At 70.4% G+C, this 14,900-nt stretch carries 12 protein-coding genes; 5 read left to right on the forward strand and 7 right to left on the reverse strand.

What is annotated here, in order from left to right; translation table 11 throughout:
* Positions 1-18 precede the first annotated feature (18 nt).
* From AB0D12_RS03185 to AB0D12_RS03215, 7 genes are all read right to left on the reverse strand, one after another.
* Positions 19-1,761 carry an acyl-CoA dehydrogenase gene (locus AB0D12_RS03185; RefSeq protein WP_362676538.1) on the reverse strand — a complete coding sequence of 581 codons (1,743 nt, stop codon included), beginning with the start codon at positions 1,759-1,761 and terminating at the stop codon, positions 19-21.
* Positions 1,755-3,665 carry an acyl-CoA dehydrogenase family protein gene (locus tag AB0D12_RS03190; protein WP_362676540.1) on the reverse strand — a complete coding sequence of 637 codons (1,911 nt, stop codon included), beginning with the start codon at positions 3,663-3,665 and terminating at the stop codon, positions 1,755-1,757. The genes AB0D12_RS03185 and AB0D12_RS03190 overlap by 7 nt, the downstream gene beginning before the upstream one ends.
* Entirely contained in the window at positions 3,662-5,437 is a 1,776-nt protein-coding gene (locus tag AB0D12_RS03195; RefSeq protein WP_362676542.1) for a fatty acyl-AMP ligase, read from the reverse strand. Before AB0D12_RS03195 ends, AB0D12_RS03190 begins: the two co-directional genes overlap by 4 nt.
* A gap of 49 nt (positions 5,438-5,486) precedes the next feature.
* A complete protein-coding gene (locus AB0D12_RS03200; RefSeq protein ID WP_362676544.1) occupies positions 5,487-5,687 on the reverse strand; it encodes a hypothetical protein in 201 nt (66 codons plus the stop codon).
* A gap of 92 nt (positions 5,688-5,779) precedes the next feature.
* Positions 5,780-7,600 carry a glycoside hydrolase family 15 protein gene (locus AB0D12_RS03205; RefSeq protein WP_362676546.1) on the reverse strand — a complete coding sequence of 607 codons (1,821 nt, stop codon included), beginning with the start codon at positions 7,598-7,600 and terminating at the stop codon, positions 5,780-5,782.
* Between the two features lie 231 nt (positions 7,601-7,831).
* A complete protein-coding gene (locus AB0D12_RS03210; RefSeq protein ID WP_362676548.1) occupies positions 7,832-8,308 on the reverse strand; it encodes a hypothetical protein in 477 nt (158 codons plus the stop codon).
* Between the two features lie 78 nt (positions 8,309-8,386).
* Positions 8,387-9,331, reverse strand: coding sequence for a transcriptional regulator (locus tag AB0D12_RS03215; RefSeq protein WP_362676550.1), 945 nt, complete (start codon positions 9,329-9,331; stop codon positions 8,387-8,389).
* Positions 9,332-9,704: 373 nt separating this feature from the next.
* On the opposite strand from AB0D12_RS03215, the gene AB0D12_RS03220 reads away from it, so the two are divergent.
* The 5 genes from AB0D12_RS03220 to AB0D12_RS03240 are packed head-to-tail and all read left to right on the forward strand — an operon-like array spanning position 9,705 to position 14,837.
* A complete protein-coding gene (locus tag AB0D12_RS03220) occupies positions 9,705-10,337 on the forward strand; it encodes a helix-turn-helix transcriptional regulator (RefSeq protein WP_362676552.1) in 633 nt (210 codons plus the stop codon).
* Between the two features lie 45 nt (positions 10,338-10,382).
* A complete protein-coding gene (locus AB0D12_RS03225) occupies positions 10,383-10,916 on the forward strand; it encodes a toxin-antitoxin system, toxin component (protein WP_362677242.1) in 534 nt (177 codons plus the stop codon).
* A 3-nt stretch (positions 10,917-10,919) separates the two neighbouring features.
* Complete coding sequence (locus tag AB0D12_RS03230; protein WP_362676554.1) at positions 10,920-12,107, forward strand: MAB_1171c family putative transporter; 1,188 nt, start codon at positions 10,920-10,922, stop codon at positions 12,105-12,107.
* Positions 12,104-13,549, forward strand: a complete 1,446-nt coding sequence (locus AB0D12_RS03235; RefSeq protein ID WP_362676555.1) for an FAD-dependent oxidoreductase — start codon at positions 12,104-12,106, stop codon at positions 13,547-13,549. The genes AB0D12_RS03230 and AB0D12_RS03235 overlap by 4 nt, the downstream gene beginning before the upstream one ends.
* 34 nt (positions 13,550-13,583) lie before the next feature.
* Positions 13,584-14,837 carry an ROK family protein gene (locus AB0D12_RS03240; RefSeq protein ID WP_362676557.1) on the forward strand — a complete coding sequence of 418 codons (1,254 nt, stop codon included), beginning with the start codon at positions 13,584-13,586 and terminating at the stop codon, positions 14,835-14,837.
* Positions 14,838-14,900 lie beyond the last annotated feature (63 nt).

Raw genomic sequence — 14,900 nt, forward strand, 5'->3', positions numbered from 1 at the left:
TCAACAACGTGTCTGCGGTCAGCCGGCGATCGGGGTGTCGTACAGGTCGTAACTGCGTGCTTCGTGATAGCGGTTCAGGACTTCGTGGAGCAGCTGGTCGTCCCAGCCGTCCGGAAGCCCGGGCAGCGGATGGCCCAGCCGCTTCACCAGCCGGGTGAGCGCGGCGGCGAGCCAGGCGGGCGAGGCGAGGAACGGCTCGTCGTCAGGGTCCTGGTGCAGCCATACGCCGAGGCAGGCCGCGCCGGCCAGCAGCAGCGTGTAGCGGTCCGCGATGGCGTACGCCTTGGGGCTTGCCAGGACGGTGCGGTCCTTCGGTGGCATGTCCCGGCATTCGGCCTGGAGGCTGCGCAGTTCGTCCTCGAGCGCCGCGGCCAGGGCGGTGAGCGCCTCGGTGTACTCGCCGGCCCGGGAGCCGGCGGCGCCCGCGATGGTCTCCGCCGCGCCTTCCAGCGAGCTGACGAGCGCATCGCTTCCGGCGACCAGTACCAGCCGGGCCGGGTCGAGCGGCGGGAGTCCGTCCCGGACCCGGAACAGCCCCTCGGGTGCCGGCTTGCCGGAGAACCAGGCGGTGCGGGCGAGCCTCGGCAACTGCGGGATGATCGTGGCCTGGCAGGCTGCGGTGCCCGCGTGACCGAGGCTGATCATGGGCAGATCGCGCACATGCTTCTGGAAGGCTCCATAAGCCCCGTCGCGTACATAGAAGTTGGCGCCGAGGACGATGGACAGGTCGTAGGCGGTCTCGGTGAGCAGTTTGGGCAGCAGATACTTCACGGCGGCCGCGTAGACGCTGGTGGCCTCCGGGACCAGATGTACGGCCCGGGTGGCGGTCAGCGCCAGGCAGTCGCTGATCAGCAGTTCGGTGAAGGCGCCGACGATGGTGGCGCGGGCGTGCGGGATCTCCAGCACGGAGCGGTGGTAGAGCTTGCGGTCCTGTGCGAAGCCGACCGCGGTGCGCAGTGCCGTGTCACCGCCGCCGAGGATCATGGAAGGCAGCACGCTGCGGGTGATCTGGAAGGAGCGCAGGGCCAGTTCGACTCCGTCGCCGAGCTTGCCGACCAGCGCGTCGGCGGGCAGCGGGCAGTCGGTGAACTCCACGCCCGCGTTCTGGCAGCCGCGTACGCCGACGGTCTCGTACCGCGGCAGATAGCTGTAGCGGTCGGCGGGTACGGCGGCCTTGTCGACGAGGAGCACGGAGTGGCTGCGGCTGCCGACGGTCTCCTCGGTGCGGCTGAACAGCACCAGCGCTTCGGCCCGTTCGACGTTGTTGATGACGTGTTTGGCGCCGGACATCACAAAGCCGTCGTCGGTCGGCATGGCCCGGAACTCATTGCGTACGAAGTCGTTGCCGTGCGCGAGTTCGTGGTACGCGATGGCCAGCCGACCACCGCCGAGCAGCAGATCGGCGACCTTCCGCTGCTGTTCGGGGGTGCCGCCCGCCCAGACCGCGATCGCCGCGAGGAAGGTGGTGGCGCCGTAGCCGAGGCCCAGGCTGGCGTCCCTGCGGAAGACTCCGCGCAGCACCCGGCCGAGCGTGTCGATCCGCTCCAATCTGCCGCCGAGCTCCGTCGGTACGAATTCGGCGTTGAGCCGGAACTCCGCCAGGGCCTGCTCGGCCTCGGCGAGCAGTTCGCCGCGCTCGTCGGCGGCGAGCAGCGCGGCCAGGCCGAGCGGGTTGCCCGGGTCTCCGGGGTCGCCGAGGCGCCTCTCCAGGTCGGCGACGCGCTGCTGGATGAGGACTTCTTCCGCGTTCGGGGTCAGCATGGCGGTCCTTCTGCGATACGGCCTGGCAGCAGCGAGAAGAGGTCTCCGGCTTCGTACTGTGCGGTCAGCCGGCCGAGCAACCGCTCGAACAGCGACTCCAGTCCGGCGTCGTAGGCCGCGGGCCGCCGTGGCTGCGGGCCCGTGATCCCTGGCACCGCCTGCTCGAGCCGGTCCACGAGCCGGGCCAGTACGGCTTCGAGCCAGAGGCCCGACGTCCACAGCCCGGCGGTGCGCACCTCGCGGACGAGGCGCCGGTTGTGCTGCCATACGCCGAGGCAGCAGGCGGCGGCGAAGCAGATGCTGTAGCCGCGCGCCAGGTCGAAGCTCTCGACCGGTGCGCCGCCGGGCACGGGGCGTGCGGCCCGCATCCTGGTGTGCAGTTCGGCCGCCGCCCGCGCCAGCGTGTGGGCGAGCGCGGCGGCCCGGCCGAGCTCGGGCTCCCGGGACGCCTGCGCGCCGAGCACCTCCGCGGTCTTCGGCAGCGTTCCGAGTACGGTGCTGCCGCGCCGCGCGAGCAGGCTGAGCCGGCCGGGGCGCAGCCCGTGCAGCTCGTGGGCGTAGCAGAAGGTGGCGGCGACGGTGTCCGGGTCGCGGTCGTGGACGGGGTGGCGGCGGGCCAGGGTGCGGAACTGGGCGGTGAGGGCATAGAGGTTGACCATGGTGTTGCCGTCGAAGATCCCGACGATGCGGTGGTCGCGCTCCAGCTTCTGGAACCGGCCGTGTGCGTAGTAGTCGGTGAGGAAGGCGCGTGCGCCGAGCACCCCGCGCAGCCGGTTCAGGATGTCGTCGGCCACGGTCGGCACCAGATACTTGGCCACCGCGGAGGTGACGCTGAGCTCGTCGGGCAGAGTGTGGATGGAGCGTGCGGCGACGGTGCTCAGGGCTTCCATCGCGAGCAGATCGGCGTAGGTCTCGGCCAGGGTCCGGCGGGCCGCGGGGAGGTCGAGCAGCTTGCGTCCGTACAGCTCGCGCTCGGCGGCGAAGCCGTAGGCGACACGCAGTCCGTGGTCGGCCGCGCCGAGCGAGAGTGCGGTGCAGAGCGAACGGGTGATCTGCAGGGCCTTGAGTACGGTCTCGGGGCCTTCGCCCTCGCGGCCGACCAGGCCGCAGGCGTCGACGGGCGCCCGGTCGAAGGCGATGCCGCTGATGTCCGCGCCGCGGATGCCGAGGGTGTGCACTTTCGGCAGGGTGCGGTAGGTGTCGTCCGGCAGTTCGTCCTTGTCGACGAGCAGCAGGCTGAAGCCGCGCGGGCCGCCCTCGACGGCGGTGCGCGCGAGGAGGCAGACGAGCCGGCCCCGGGTGGCGTTGTTGATGAGCCACTTCTCGCCGCTGATGAGGTAGCCGCCGTCGGTGTGTTCCGCGACGACCTCGCCGGCCATCAGATCGCTGCCGTGGGTCCGTTCGGTGAGTCCGAGGGAGACCGGTTCACCGGCCCGTACCAGGGAGGCGAGGCGTTCGGCCCCGGCGCGGTCCTCGGCGACCCAGACGCAGACGGCGCCGAGGAACGTCTTGCCGTGTCCGATGGCGGTGGTCAGATCGCGGCGGGCGATGGTGCGCACGATTTCGAGCAGTTGCGGGAAGCCGGTGAGCGAACCGCCGTACTCCGCGGGGATGTAGTAGTGGTGGACGCCGAGGGCGCTCAGCAGTTCGCACGCGGCCGCCGGGAACTCCTCGGCGGCGTCGTCGCCGGCGGCGCGGGCGTAGGAGAGCGGACCCGCGGCGTTGGGGTCGCCGAGCCGCCGGTCCAGCTGTTCCGCGAGCTGCCAGCGCAGGCCGGGGGCCGTGTCGGAGTCCGCGGCGTCCACGGCGGCAGAAGCGTCCGCGGCGGCCTCCGCGGCCAAGGCGTCCTCGGTCCGTACGGCCTCGGCCCGTACCGCCTCCGCCGGTTCGGTGATCGCCGTCATCCGCCGGTCCCGTCAGGGCCGTCCTGGCCGCCGCTCACCGAGACCAGCTCGCGTACCTCCGGGTGCAGCACTTCGTGCAGCGGCTGGATCCTTCCGTCGAGGAACAGCTGCCGCATGGCGGTGCGCTGGAGTTTCCCGCTGGTAGTGCGGCGTACGGTGCCGGGGCGGACCAGCAGTACGTTCTCGGCCGCGACCTCGAACTCCTTGGACACACACATCCGTACCGCGGCGGAGAGCGAGGCCAGTTCGGCCTCGAAGCCGGATCCGGTGCGCACCTCCTGGACGACGACGACATGGTCCCGGTCGGACTCGACGGCGAAGGCGGCGCTGGAGCCGAAGAGGGCGCTCACCCGCTGGACGCTGCGCTCGATGTCCTGCGGGTAGAGGTTGCGGCCCGCCACGATCATGATGTCCTTCATCCGCCCGGTGATGTAGAGCTCGTCGCCGACCATGGCGCCGAGGTCTCCGGTGCGCAGATAGCCCTCGTCGCCGTCCTCGGTGGTGGCCTTGAAGGCGTGGGCGTTCTCCAGCGGGCGGTTCCAGTAGCCGGGGGCGATGCTCTCGCCGCGCAACCAGACCTCGCCCACCTCGCCGCCGGGCAGCTTTCTGCAGTTCGCGGGGTCGACTATGGCCACCTCGCACTGCTGCGGCCTGCCCGAGCTGACCAGTGTCCTGGCCGGCCGGCCCGCCGGGGCGGGACTCAGCCGGTGGTGTTCGAGGTCGACGGCGTCCACGATCCGGGAGTTGGCCTTTCGCCCGGGTTCCCCACCTGTGACCAGCAGGGTGGACTCGGCGAGTCCGTAGCAGGGGTAGAAGGCCTCCTTGCGGAAGCCGGCGGGTGCGAAGCGCTCGGCGAAGGCCTCCATGGTCTCGGCCCGTACCGGCTCCGCGCCGTTGACGGCCGTCTCCCAGCGGGAGAGGTCGAGCTGCTCTATCTGGTCGTCCTTGATGCGGCGCAGGCACAGGTCGTACGCCAGGTTGGGGCCGCCGCCGGTGGTGATGCCGAACTGGTCGACCATCTGCAGCCAGCGCAGCGGGCGCTTCACAAAGGTCATCGGCGGCAGCAGCACTCCGGCGCCGCCGAGCCACAGCGGGTGCAGCAGATGCCCGACGAGTCCCATGTCGTGGTGGAACGGCAGCCAGCCGCCCACCCGGGAGTCACGGGTCGTGCGCATTGCCTGCTGGATGGCGCGCTGATTGGCGAGCAGATTGCGGTGGGTGACCATGACGCCCTTGGGATCGCTCACCGATCCCGAGGTGTACTGCAGGAAGGCCACATCGTCGGGGTACAGGCCGGGCTCCTGCCAGGCGCCCGGGTCGCCGACCTCCGCGCGGTCGGTGGCCAGGCACGCGATCTCGGGGTGGCCGATGTTGGCCAGCAGCTGGGAGACGGTCGACGCCATCGCGGCGTCGGTCAGGATGTAGCTGACGGAGGCGTCGCGGACGATGTTGGCAACCCGTTCGACGTTCTGCCGGGATCCGACGGGTGCCGGTGCGGGCACGGCCACGGCCCCGGCGTAGAGACAGCCGAGGAAGCTGCTCATGAATTCCCGTACGCCGCTCTGGAGGATGAGCACCCGGTGGCCGTGCGATCCGTGTTCCTGGAGCCAGGAGGCCAGCCGTTTCGCCTTTTCATCGAGTTCGCCATAGCTGAGCACATCGGATTCCAGCTCTCCCTGCTGATTCGCGCGGACGCAGAAATAGGCCTCCTGGCGCGCGAGTTCCGATGCTCTGTGCAACGCGAGTTCGGTGAAGTTCCGGTGTGCAGCCATCTTTTCCCCCAGAGCCGCGTACTTATGGCCAGAGCTTGGGAAATGCGTCTCAAGACCGCCTTGAAGGCGGCTCGATCTGATCGAAAAGACTGAGATATTCCTGGCTGTCTTCTCGGGGGAAACTGTCTCGCGGCATGATTTCCTCATGGTTGACGCCCGGGATCCACACCCAGTACATCCCGTAGGCGATCAGTGCCCGGCCCATCGGACGCAGCACATTGACGAGGACGAGACTTCTTAATGACGACATGGCCACTCTCCTCTGCGCGGAAATGCAAGTGCCGTACGACCATGCGCCGGGCCGGTCGACTCTCGCTCTAGGCGCGGGCCGCGGACCTGCGTTCAGGACAGCCGCAGAGCCGTGTCGATCAGTGGCACATGGCTGAAGGCCTGGGGGAAGTTCCCCACCAGCCGGCCGCGCCGGGTGTCCCACTCCTCGGCCAGCAGACCGAGATCCGTACGCAGCGCCAGCAGCCGTTCGAACAGTCGGCGTGCCTCGGACCTGCGGCCGATCAGCGCCAGATCGTGCGCGAGCCAGAAGGAGCAGGCCAGGAAGACGCCTTCGCCGCCGGGCAGTCCGTCTCCGCCGAGCGTGTCCGAACCGCCCCCGGGCACCGGATAGCGGCGTACGAAGCCGTCGTCGCACAGCTCCCGCTGTACGGCTTCGATGGTGCCGACCACACGCGGGTCGTCGGGCGGCAGAAAGCCCATCTGCGGGATGAGCAGTAGCGAAGCGTCCAGTTCGCTGGAGCCGTAGTACTGCGTGAAGGTGTTGCGCTCGGGGTCGTAGCCGTGGGCGCAGACGTCGCGGTGTATCTCGTCGCGCAGCGCTCGCCAGCGCTGCACCGGGCTCTCCAGTGGCAGCCTCGACAGTCTGCGTACGGTGCGGTCCGCGGCGACCCAGGTCATCACCTTGGAGTGGACGAAGTCGCGGCGTGGGCCGCGCACTTCCCAGATGCCCTCGTCCGGCTCCCGCCAGTTGGACTCGAGGTGGTTCATCAGCTTCATCTGGAGGATGTGGGTGCTGTCGTCGCGGGAGAGTCCCGAGGTCTGGCCCAGCCAGAGGGCGTCCACGACCTCGCCGTACACATCGAGCTGGAGCTGGTTGGCGGCACCGTTGCCGATGCGAACCGGTCCTGACTTCTCGTAGCCGGGCAGCCACGGGAGCTCGGCCTCCGGCAGTTCGCGCTCCCCCGCGACTCCGTACATGATCTGGAGGTTCTGCGCGTCCCCGGCCACGGCCCGCAGCAGCCACTCCCGCCACCGGCGAGCCTCCTCGCGGTAGCCGGTGCGCAGCAGGGCGGTGAGGGTCATGGCGGCGTCGCGCAGCCATGCGTAGCGGTAGTCCCAGTTGCGTACGCCGCCGATCTCCTCGGGCAGGGAGGTGGTGGGCGCGGCGACGATTCCGCCGGTCGGGGCGTAGGTGAGCGCCTTGAGGGTGATCAGCGAGCGGACCACGGCCTCGCGCCAGGGTCCCGAGTAGCTGCACTGGCCGGTCCAGTGGGACCAGAAGTTCTCGGTGTCGGTGAGGAGTTGGGTGGCGTCGGGCCGGGGCGGCGCGTCGCCGTGGGAGGGCTGCCAGCTCAGGGTGAGGGTGACTCGCTCACCCGCGCCGACGGTGAAGGCGGCGTGGGTGGTCAGATCGCTGCCATAGGTGCCGACGTCCGCGTCGAGCCAGAGCGCGTCCGGGCCAGCCACGGCGACGAGCCGGTCCCGGCCGCCGGGTCCGTGCTCGCGCTGCACCCACGGGACGATCCGGCCGTAGCTGAAGCGCATCCGCAGTGCGGAACTCATGCGGACCCGGCCTGAGACGCCCTCCACTATTCGTACGAGACACGGTGCGGCATCCGGCCTACCGCGGCCCGCACCCCTGGGCGGCATGAAGTCAATCAGCCGAACCGTTCCTTCCGGGGTGTCCCACTCCGATTCCAGGACAAGTGAGTCACCGCGGTAGCGGCGGCGGGTGGCGGCGCCCGCGCCGTCGGCGGGCCCCGCGGGCGCCAGCCGCCAGAAGCCGTGGTCCTCGGTGCCGAGCAGCCCGGCGAAGACCGCGGGCGAGTCGAAGCGCGGCAGACAGAACCAGTCGACCGATCCGTCCCTGGCGATCAGGGCGGCGGTCTGCATGTCCCCGATCAGTGCATAGTCCTCGATGAGCGCAGCCACACGAACTCCCGGAACACCGTCGCAGCCGTCTTCCGGAGGCGGACCCCCGTCTCCCCCGCGGAACGCAGGGGATCCGGGCACGTTACGCGTGACACCTCAAGTCTCGGCTGGCCGCCGAATCAGCGCTGGGGAGCGGGGAATGCCACCGGGCTGCGCAGCCCGGCCCGGTTCACGGCGCGGACTCCGAAGAAGACGTTGTCCTTGGAGAGATCGACCGTGTGGCTGGTCGTGTCACCGGCCGGGACGACATGGGTCCACTCGGGCGCGGTGGTATCGCGCCACACCACTTCGTACCGGTTCCTGGATGTACGACTGCAGCTCGACCGTCATCCGGCCGCCGCTGCCCGTGGCGTACCGCTTCAGCTCGGCGAGGATCCAGTCGCGGGCCGCGCCGATCCCGCGCTTCGGGTCGTCCTGGCCGGAGAGGGTGTGCCGGGTGCCGAAGGAGGCGAGCTTGCGCACCGTCGCCTCGATACGGTCCCGGTCGATCTCCCGCAGGAGCGCGCGCAGTTCGCGGGAGGGGAGCTGGGCGGTGGCGGGGCGGTCCCGGTCGGGGGTGCGCGCCCCGGCGGCCGCGGGCGGTGCGCCGACGCCGGTCAGCGCCGCGCCGAGCGCGGCGGTTCCGGCTGCGGCCGCCAGAACCGCTCTCCGGCCGGCGCCAAAGGGGTTGGTGGGGCCGCCTGCGTTTCCTGAGGTCTGCTGCGACATGAGTGCATCGTCATGGACGCGCCAACCCCTGACAAGGGTGAGGGGCCGCTGCCACCGGCGTCGGCCCCCGGTCCCGGCTCAGCCGCTGGAGACGGCCCTCAGATGCGATTTGCCCCGCCGCAGCACCGGTTCGGCTACGCGCGTTTCGCGCAGTACCAGCGTCATCCTGGTGAACCCCCGGCCCTGAAGGCTCGCGGGGGTCTCGTCGACGATCCGGCACTCGGTGCGCCCCCGGCGGGGATCGGGGTGATGGAGCGGCCGCAGGGCACCATCGTGATGGACGGCGGCCGCGCCCGCGGCGCGCATCCAGTGCGGGAGACCGCACCGGTAGGCGGCGTCCATGATCGGGTCCTCGGCGATGTCGTGACGAATGGCCTGAAGAACTCGGTCCTCGTCGTCGCTCTCCAGGGCCGACTCCAACTGCGCCAGCAATGGCAGGCACCAGCTCGTCTCGCGGTCGGCGAGCACCGTGCCCGCGTCCGGGTGGAAGAGCACGAACCGGAGGAAGTTCTGGTCCGGCATGGCCGTGGGGTGCGGCCCGATGCCGCGGAAGAGCGTGTCGAAGGCCGGGTTGGCGTGCGCCACCTCCCAGCGCCGGTCGAAGAGCACGGAGGGCAGCGGCACGGCGTCCATCATCACGGCGTAGTCACGCAGATAGGCCCGTGTCTCGGGGTCGGAACTCTCCGCGGGATCAGCCCGATCCGCGGGATCGGACGGGCTCGCGGGCAGCGACGGGGACACAGGGATGTACGGACGTACGGGACCGGACGGAAACGCGGGACCGGACGGACGCGCGGGCCCCAGCGGAGGCGCCGGAACGGACGCCCCGGCAGGGGTCTTCCAGGGCGGCGGCGGATCACGGTCGACGGCGAGGCGGAAGAGCCATCCTCCCTGCTGATCGCTCATCTCGAGAGCCTTGACCAGGGCACAGAGCGTCTCGTCGGTCCACTCCTGGGCGGGTGTCCGCTCCCAGCTGCCGTACGCGCCCGTGCTGATCTCGAGCCGCGCGGCGACGTCCTCCACGCTCAGGCCGAGCTCCTCACGGCGCCGTCGAAGGACATCGGTGACCCGTCTCGCCCGCACCGCGCCACGGGCCGTTCCGGCACACCCTCGGCGCCCTTGGACACCAGGCCGTTCCACGCCTGCCTCATGTGTCATCGAGAACGCCACCCTTCTCGAAGTCCCGCTGCGGCAGGGCCATTTGGATCATCATCACCGCGTGGCGATCCTGCTACCGCAACAACGACCATGTCAACTATCGTGGCATTGCCCGCCGTTGACCGCTCAATTCGCGCCACAGCTGTGGCAAGACCTGGCTACGCTCTCCCTAAACGGATAATCTCCCGGCAGCGCCACTGTATGCGGGGCTGCCTCGCGTGATCTAGGAGACCTACTGGTGACAGACGGCTTCTCGGTTCCGGGTTCGACGGCCACAGTCCCCCTGGCGGCATCCGTTGCCCGTGTCGCCGAGCTCGCGGACAAGCTCGGGCTGACCCATGGCGAGGTATTCGACGTCCATCAGCTGTCCGAGGCCTCGGGCGTCCCCGCCGACGTGATCGGCGCCCTGCTCGCCGGGCAGCGGGCCGGCGAACCCGACCTCCAGGCACGCTTTCTGCAGCGCTTCGATCTGTTGCGCAGAACACGGCTGAAGCCCAACGGCCGCCGCTACACCCAGCAGGAGATCGCCGACGGCGCGGGCATGTCACGGCAGCAGGCGGGGGCCCTCATCAACGGCGACCGCCGGCCGACCATGGAACACTGCGACGCGATCCAGCGGTTCTTCAAGGTCCACGCCGGATTCCTGACCGCCGAGGACGCCGACGCACTCGACGGCGCCCTGCAGCGCACCGAGCAGACCCTGCTGCAGGACTTCGCCGGTGACGGCGATCCGCTGGAGCGTCTGCTGCAGGACCACGGGGTACGGGGCATCGCCTGGCGTGCGGCCCAACTCCCCACCGACAAACACCGGGACAAGGTCACCGAGTGGCTCGACATGCTCCTGGAGAGCGTCAAGCCGACGGAGTCCTGAAATGAACTCTGCGCCGACGGGAGAACGGTGAGCATAGGTAAAGAGATGCGGCGGTTGTGCGGCGAGCTCATGGCCGGGATCGACCTGCCCGTCCCTGCGGAACCGGCAGATCTCTATGCGGCGCTGTGCAAGAAGATGGGCAGCCGCCGGGGCCGGCCGGTCCAGTTCCGCGTGGCTTCGTTCCCGCCGGGAACCGCCAGCGGGCTGTGGCTCGACATGGCCGACCAGGACCTGATCGTCATTGAGGAACGTACCGCCCCCGACCACCAACTGGTGATCCTCGGACATGAGTTGTGGCATATGCAGGCCGGTCACTGCAGCCACCATGTCGAAGGCGCGGCCGTCGCGGCGCGGCTGCTGACGGACGGCGCCGATCTGCAGGACACCGTGCTCAAGGTCGCCGCCCGTACGCGCTTCGACGCGGCCGAGGAGAACGAGGCGGAGACCTTCGGACTGCTGCTGAGCACCAAATGCCGTTCTTGGCTGACCGGTTCGCACACACGCGGCCGCGTTCCCGGCCGGGATGCGATCGAAGGCCGTATCGAAGCGTCGCTGGGGTACCGAAAGCCGCAGGGCTGATGCGTGGAGGGTCTGGACTTCTACATACCCGGGGCCGCGCTCGCCGTCGCGTTCGCGTTCCGGCTGCCCGGAATCAGCCGCACCTGGCGTGATCCGCTGCTGCGGTCCGTCAGCGCGCTGTTGCTGGTGGCCGTCTCGGTGTTCTTCTTCGCGGCGCCGCCCACCATCGCCGCGGTGAACCGCATCACCGGTGTACCCAACTTCTCCGCGCCGCTCGTCTACTGCATCCTCACGGCCTTCAGCGCTTCCTGCCTTGTGCTCATCATCAACTGGCGCGGAGGCCCGCCCGAAGTCACCCGGCGTGCGTCCCGCCGCTGCATCACCGCGTACGGCACGGTCATCGTGGCGATGATCGTCCTCTTCGCCCTCGGTGACGCTCCCGTCGAGCGGCTGCGGGACCTGGACACGTACTACGCGAACACTCCGTACATGCGCGAGATGATCGTCCTCTATCTTGTGGCGCACACGGTGGCGGCGGTCGTGATGACCGTCCTGTGCTGGCGCTGGTCGTTGCGGGTCCACGGCTGGCTGCGCACCGGTCTGGTGCTCATCATGATCGGCTACTTCCTCAACCTCGGCTTCGACGCGGCCAAGTACTCCGCCGTATCCGCTCGGTGGGCCGGGCACAACTGGGACGCCCTGAGCACCCGCGTGGCACCGCCGCTGGCGTCCGCCTCCGCTCTGATCATCGCCGCCGGGTTCATTCTCCCGGTGGCCGGACAGCGACTCTCCGAGTCCTGGCAGAGTTGGTCCACCTACTGGAAGCTGGGCGCGCTCTGGCGCGAACTGCGCTCCACCGCTCCTGAAGGTGCCATGGCGGTCCCGATCTCCCGGTGGTCGTCCCTCGACCTCCGGCTGACCCAGCGGGAAGCGTTCATCCATGACGGCATCCTCGCTCTGGACCCGTACTTCGACCACGGCCTGCGGGCGGAGTCCCATGCCGCGGCGCTCGCTTCGGGGACCGATACGCACCAGGCGGAGGCCGTCGCCGAGGCGGCGATGCTGGCCGCCGCGGTGATCGCCCGGGACGCCGACCCACAGGGGATGATCATCACCGCGGCGGACACCCGTTCCGCCGCACCCGAGCAGGCCCAGCGCGATCTCGTCGGGATGTCCCAAGCGTTGCGTCACTCACCTGTCGTTGCAGCAGCCCGCCGTTGTGCGGCCAGGTCGGAGAGCAGCCACCCATGAGCCAACCACACAGACCCGGCACGGGCCCTGCCCTCCGTCACGCCGTCGTCGTCGGCGGAGGACTGGCCGGGATGCTGGCGGCCGCCGCACTGGGCGAGTTCGCCGACGAGGTCACCGTCGTGGAACGCGACTCTCTCCCGGCCGGCCCCGAGCCCCGTAAGCACCTGCCTCAGGCAGCTCATGCCCACATACTGTGGTGCGGAGGAGTCGAGGCGATCGAGTCCCTGCTGCCCGGTGTCACCGCTCGCTGGCTGGCGGCCGGCGCCCGCCGCATCCCACTGCCGACGGGCATGGTCGGACTGTCTCCGCAGGGCTGGTACCGGCGCTGGACCGAGACTCACTACCTGATCGCCTGCAGCCGCGATCTGCTCGACTGGGTCATACGCGAGCAGGTCCTGGCAGAACCGCGCATCACCCTGCTCGAGCACACCAAACTGCTCGCCCTCGAAGGAAGTTCCGCCCGTGTGACGGGGGTGCGGGTACGGACCCCCGAAGGCGGTGAGCTTGTTCTGGCTGCCGATCTGGTCGTCGACTGCAGCGGCCGCGGCACTCGCGCGCCGGAAATGCTGCGGGCGCTGGGCGTCGATGCGGTGCACGAGGACCAGGTGGACGCCGGCCTGGTGTACGCCAGCCGCCTCTTCCGTGCTCCACGGGGCACGGCGGAGTTCCCCATCGTCAATGTGCAGTCCAACGCGCGCGAGCAGCGGCCCGGCCAGGCCGCACTCGTCCTCCCGGTCGAGGACGGGCGCTGGCTCGTGACACTGTCCGGCACCCGGGGCGGGCAGCCCACCAAAGCGGCCGATGCCTTCGAGGCATTCGCGCGCGGAGTGCGGCACCCCATAGTCGGTGAGCTCATCTCGCGTGCCGAGCCAATCAGCGACGTGGTCACGTTCGGCAACACATCCAACCGGCGCAGGTACTTCGAGAAGGTCGCCGGCTGGCCCGACGGTTTCGTCGCGGTGGGTGACTCGGTGGCCACCTTCAATCCCGTCTACGGCCACGGAATGTCCGTGGCGGCGCAGGGCGTACGGGCCTTGCGCGACCAGATCCGGACGCACGGGCCCACCTCGGCGGGGCTGGCCCGGCGGGCACAGCGGGCCATCTCCAAGTCCACCGGAACGGCCTGGGACCTGGCCACGGGACAGGACATCTTCTACCCGGGGGCGACCGGCAAGCAGCCGGGCGCGGTGGACCGGCTGCTCGGCCGCTACGTCGACCGTCTGATGCTGACCTCGACAGGAAACTTCCTGGTCACCACTGCTCTGACGGATGTGATGACGCTCTCCGCACCGCTCACCTCGCTGGTCGGGCCACGGGTCGTGCTGGCCGCGCTGCGCGGACCCCGGCTGCCGCGCCTGCCGGGGCCGCCGCTGACCGACGAGGAGCTGCAGATCGCCGAGGAACCCCACAGCGAGCCGGAGACCGACCCGGCCCAGGCGTGAGATCGGAAGCCGATCGCCTAGGCTCGGCCGCGAGATGAACGGCAATGACACGAACGGCTCCGCGGGCAATCACACACCGCTGGAGCCCAAGGCCGACCGGGAGACGGTGCGACGGCACAATCTCAGCCTGGTGCTGCGGGCTGTCCGCGACGAGGGCGAGGTGACACGGGCCGGTGTCTCGGCGCGGGTGGGGCTGACCCGTGCGGCCGTCTCCTCGCTGGTCGAGCAACTCCTGGAGAGCGGCTTCCTGTCCGAGTCCGGGAAGACGTTCAGCGGTCAGGCCGGCCGGCCCGGCACGGTACTGAAAGTGGCCCGTACCGGCGTCGCGGGCATCGGGGTCGAGATCAACGTCGACTATGTGTCGGTGTGTGTGGTGGATCTGGCGGGCACCGACCGGGTGCGTCTGGTCGAGCACCTCGACCATCGTGGCGCACCGCCCGCCCAGGTACTCGCCCGGGCTGCCGGGATCGCCGCCCGGGCGCTGACGTCGGCCGCCGAGCAGGAGCTGCGGCCGGTCGGCGCGGAGCTGGCGCTGCCGGGGCTCATCTCGGCGGGTACGGTCCGGCAGGCGCCCAATCTGGGCTGGACCGGGGTCGCGGCCGAGACTCCGTTCGCGGAGGCGCTCGCAGCGCTGCGGCCCGGCCTGCCCGCGCTGCCGGTGCACGCGGAGAACGAGGCCAATCTGGCGGCCCTGGCCGAGCTGTGGTTCGGCGGTCTGGGCGAGGTGCGCAGCTTTCTCTATCTGTCGGGCGAGATCGGCGTCGGCGGCGCGCTGGTCCTGGACGGTGAACTGCTGCGCGGGGCGCACGGATTCGCCGGGGAGATCGGCCATGTCGTGGTGTCCGCGGACGGTCCCGAGTGCCGCTGTGGCTCGCGGGGCTGTCTGGAGCAGTACGCGGGTCAGTCCGCGTTGCTGCGGGCCGCGGGCATCGACGAGTCCACCGGCGCGGCGGGCGTGGCCGAACTGGAGCGCCGGGCCGGCGCCGGCGACGAGCGCGCGGTGACGGCGATCGGACAGGCCGGGCTGATGCTGGGCCGGGTGCTGTCCGGCGCGGTGAACCTCTTCGACCCGGACGCGGTGGTGCTCGGCGGGATCTACCGGCCGCTACTGCCCTGGCTGTCGCCGCCGGCCGGCGGCGAGCTGGCCGACCGGGTGGTGTCGGGGCTGTGGCCCGAGGGCAGCGGGCGGTTGCGCGCCTCGTCGGCGGCTGCGGACGCGGCGCGCGGCGCGGCTGCTCTCGTGGTGCGGGACGTGCTGGCCGACCCGGTGGCGTACGCGGTGTCCTAAGGGGAATCCAGCCCCGCCGGCGTTTGAGGCACGGGGTCCGGGGCGGAGTCCCGGCAAGCACCC

This window comes from Streptomyces sp. NPDC048479 (assembly GCF_040651435.1).
GTDB lineage: Bacteria > Actinomycetota > Actinomycetes > Streptomycetales > Streptomycetaceae > Streptomyces.

Bases quoted from the DNA above. Each gene is read 5' to 3' on its own strand.
- AB0D12_RS03185 (WP_362676538.1), bottom strand. From the start codon at position 1,761: ATGCTGACCCCGAACGCGGAAGAAGTCCTCATCCAGCAGCGCGTCGCC.
- AB0D12_RS03190 (WP_362676540.1), bottom strand. From the start codon at position 3,665: ATGACGGCGATCACCGAACCGGCGGAGGCGGTACGGGCCGAGGCCGTA.
- AB0D12_RS03195 (WP_362676542.1), bottom strand. From the start codon at position 5,437: ATGGCTGCACACCGGAACTTCACCGAACTCGCGTTGCACAGAGCATCG.
- AB0D12_RS03200 (WP_362676544.1), bottom strand. From the start codon at position 5,687: ATGTCGTCATTAAGAAGTCTCGTCCTCGTCAATGTGCTGCGTCCGATG.
- AB0D12_RS03210 (WP_362676548.1), bottom strand. From the start codon at position 8,308: ATGTCGCAGCAGACCTCAGGAAACGCAGGCGGCCCCACCAACCCCTTT.
- AB0D12_RS03225 (WP_362677242.1), top strand. From the start codon at position 10,383: ATGCGGCGGTTGTGCGGCGAGCTCATGGCCGGGATCGACCTGCCCGTC.
- AB0D12_RS03235 (WP_362676555.1), top strand. From the start codon at position 12,104: ATGAGCCAACCACACAGACCCGGCACGGGCCCTGCCCTCCGTCACGCC.
- AB0D12_RS03240 (WP_362676557.1), top strand. From the start codon at position 13,584: ATGAACGGCAATGACACGAACGGCTCCGCGGGCAATCACACACCGCTG.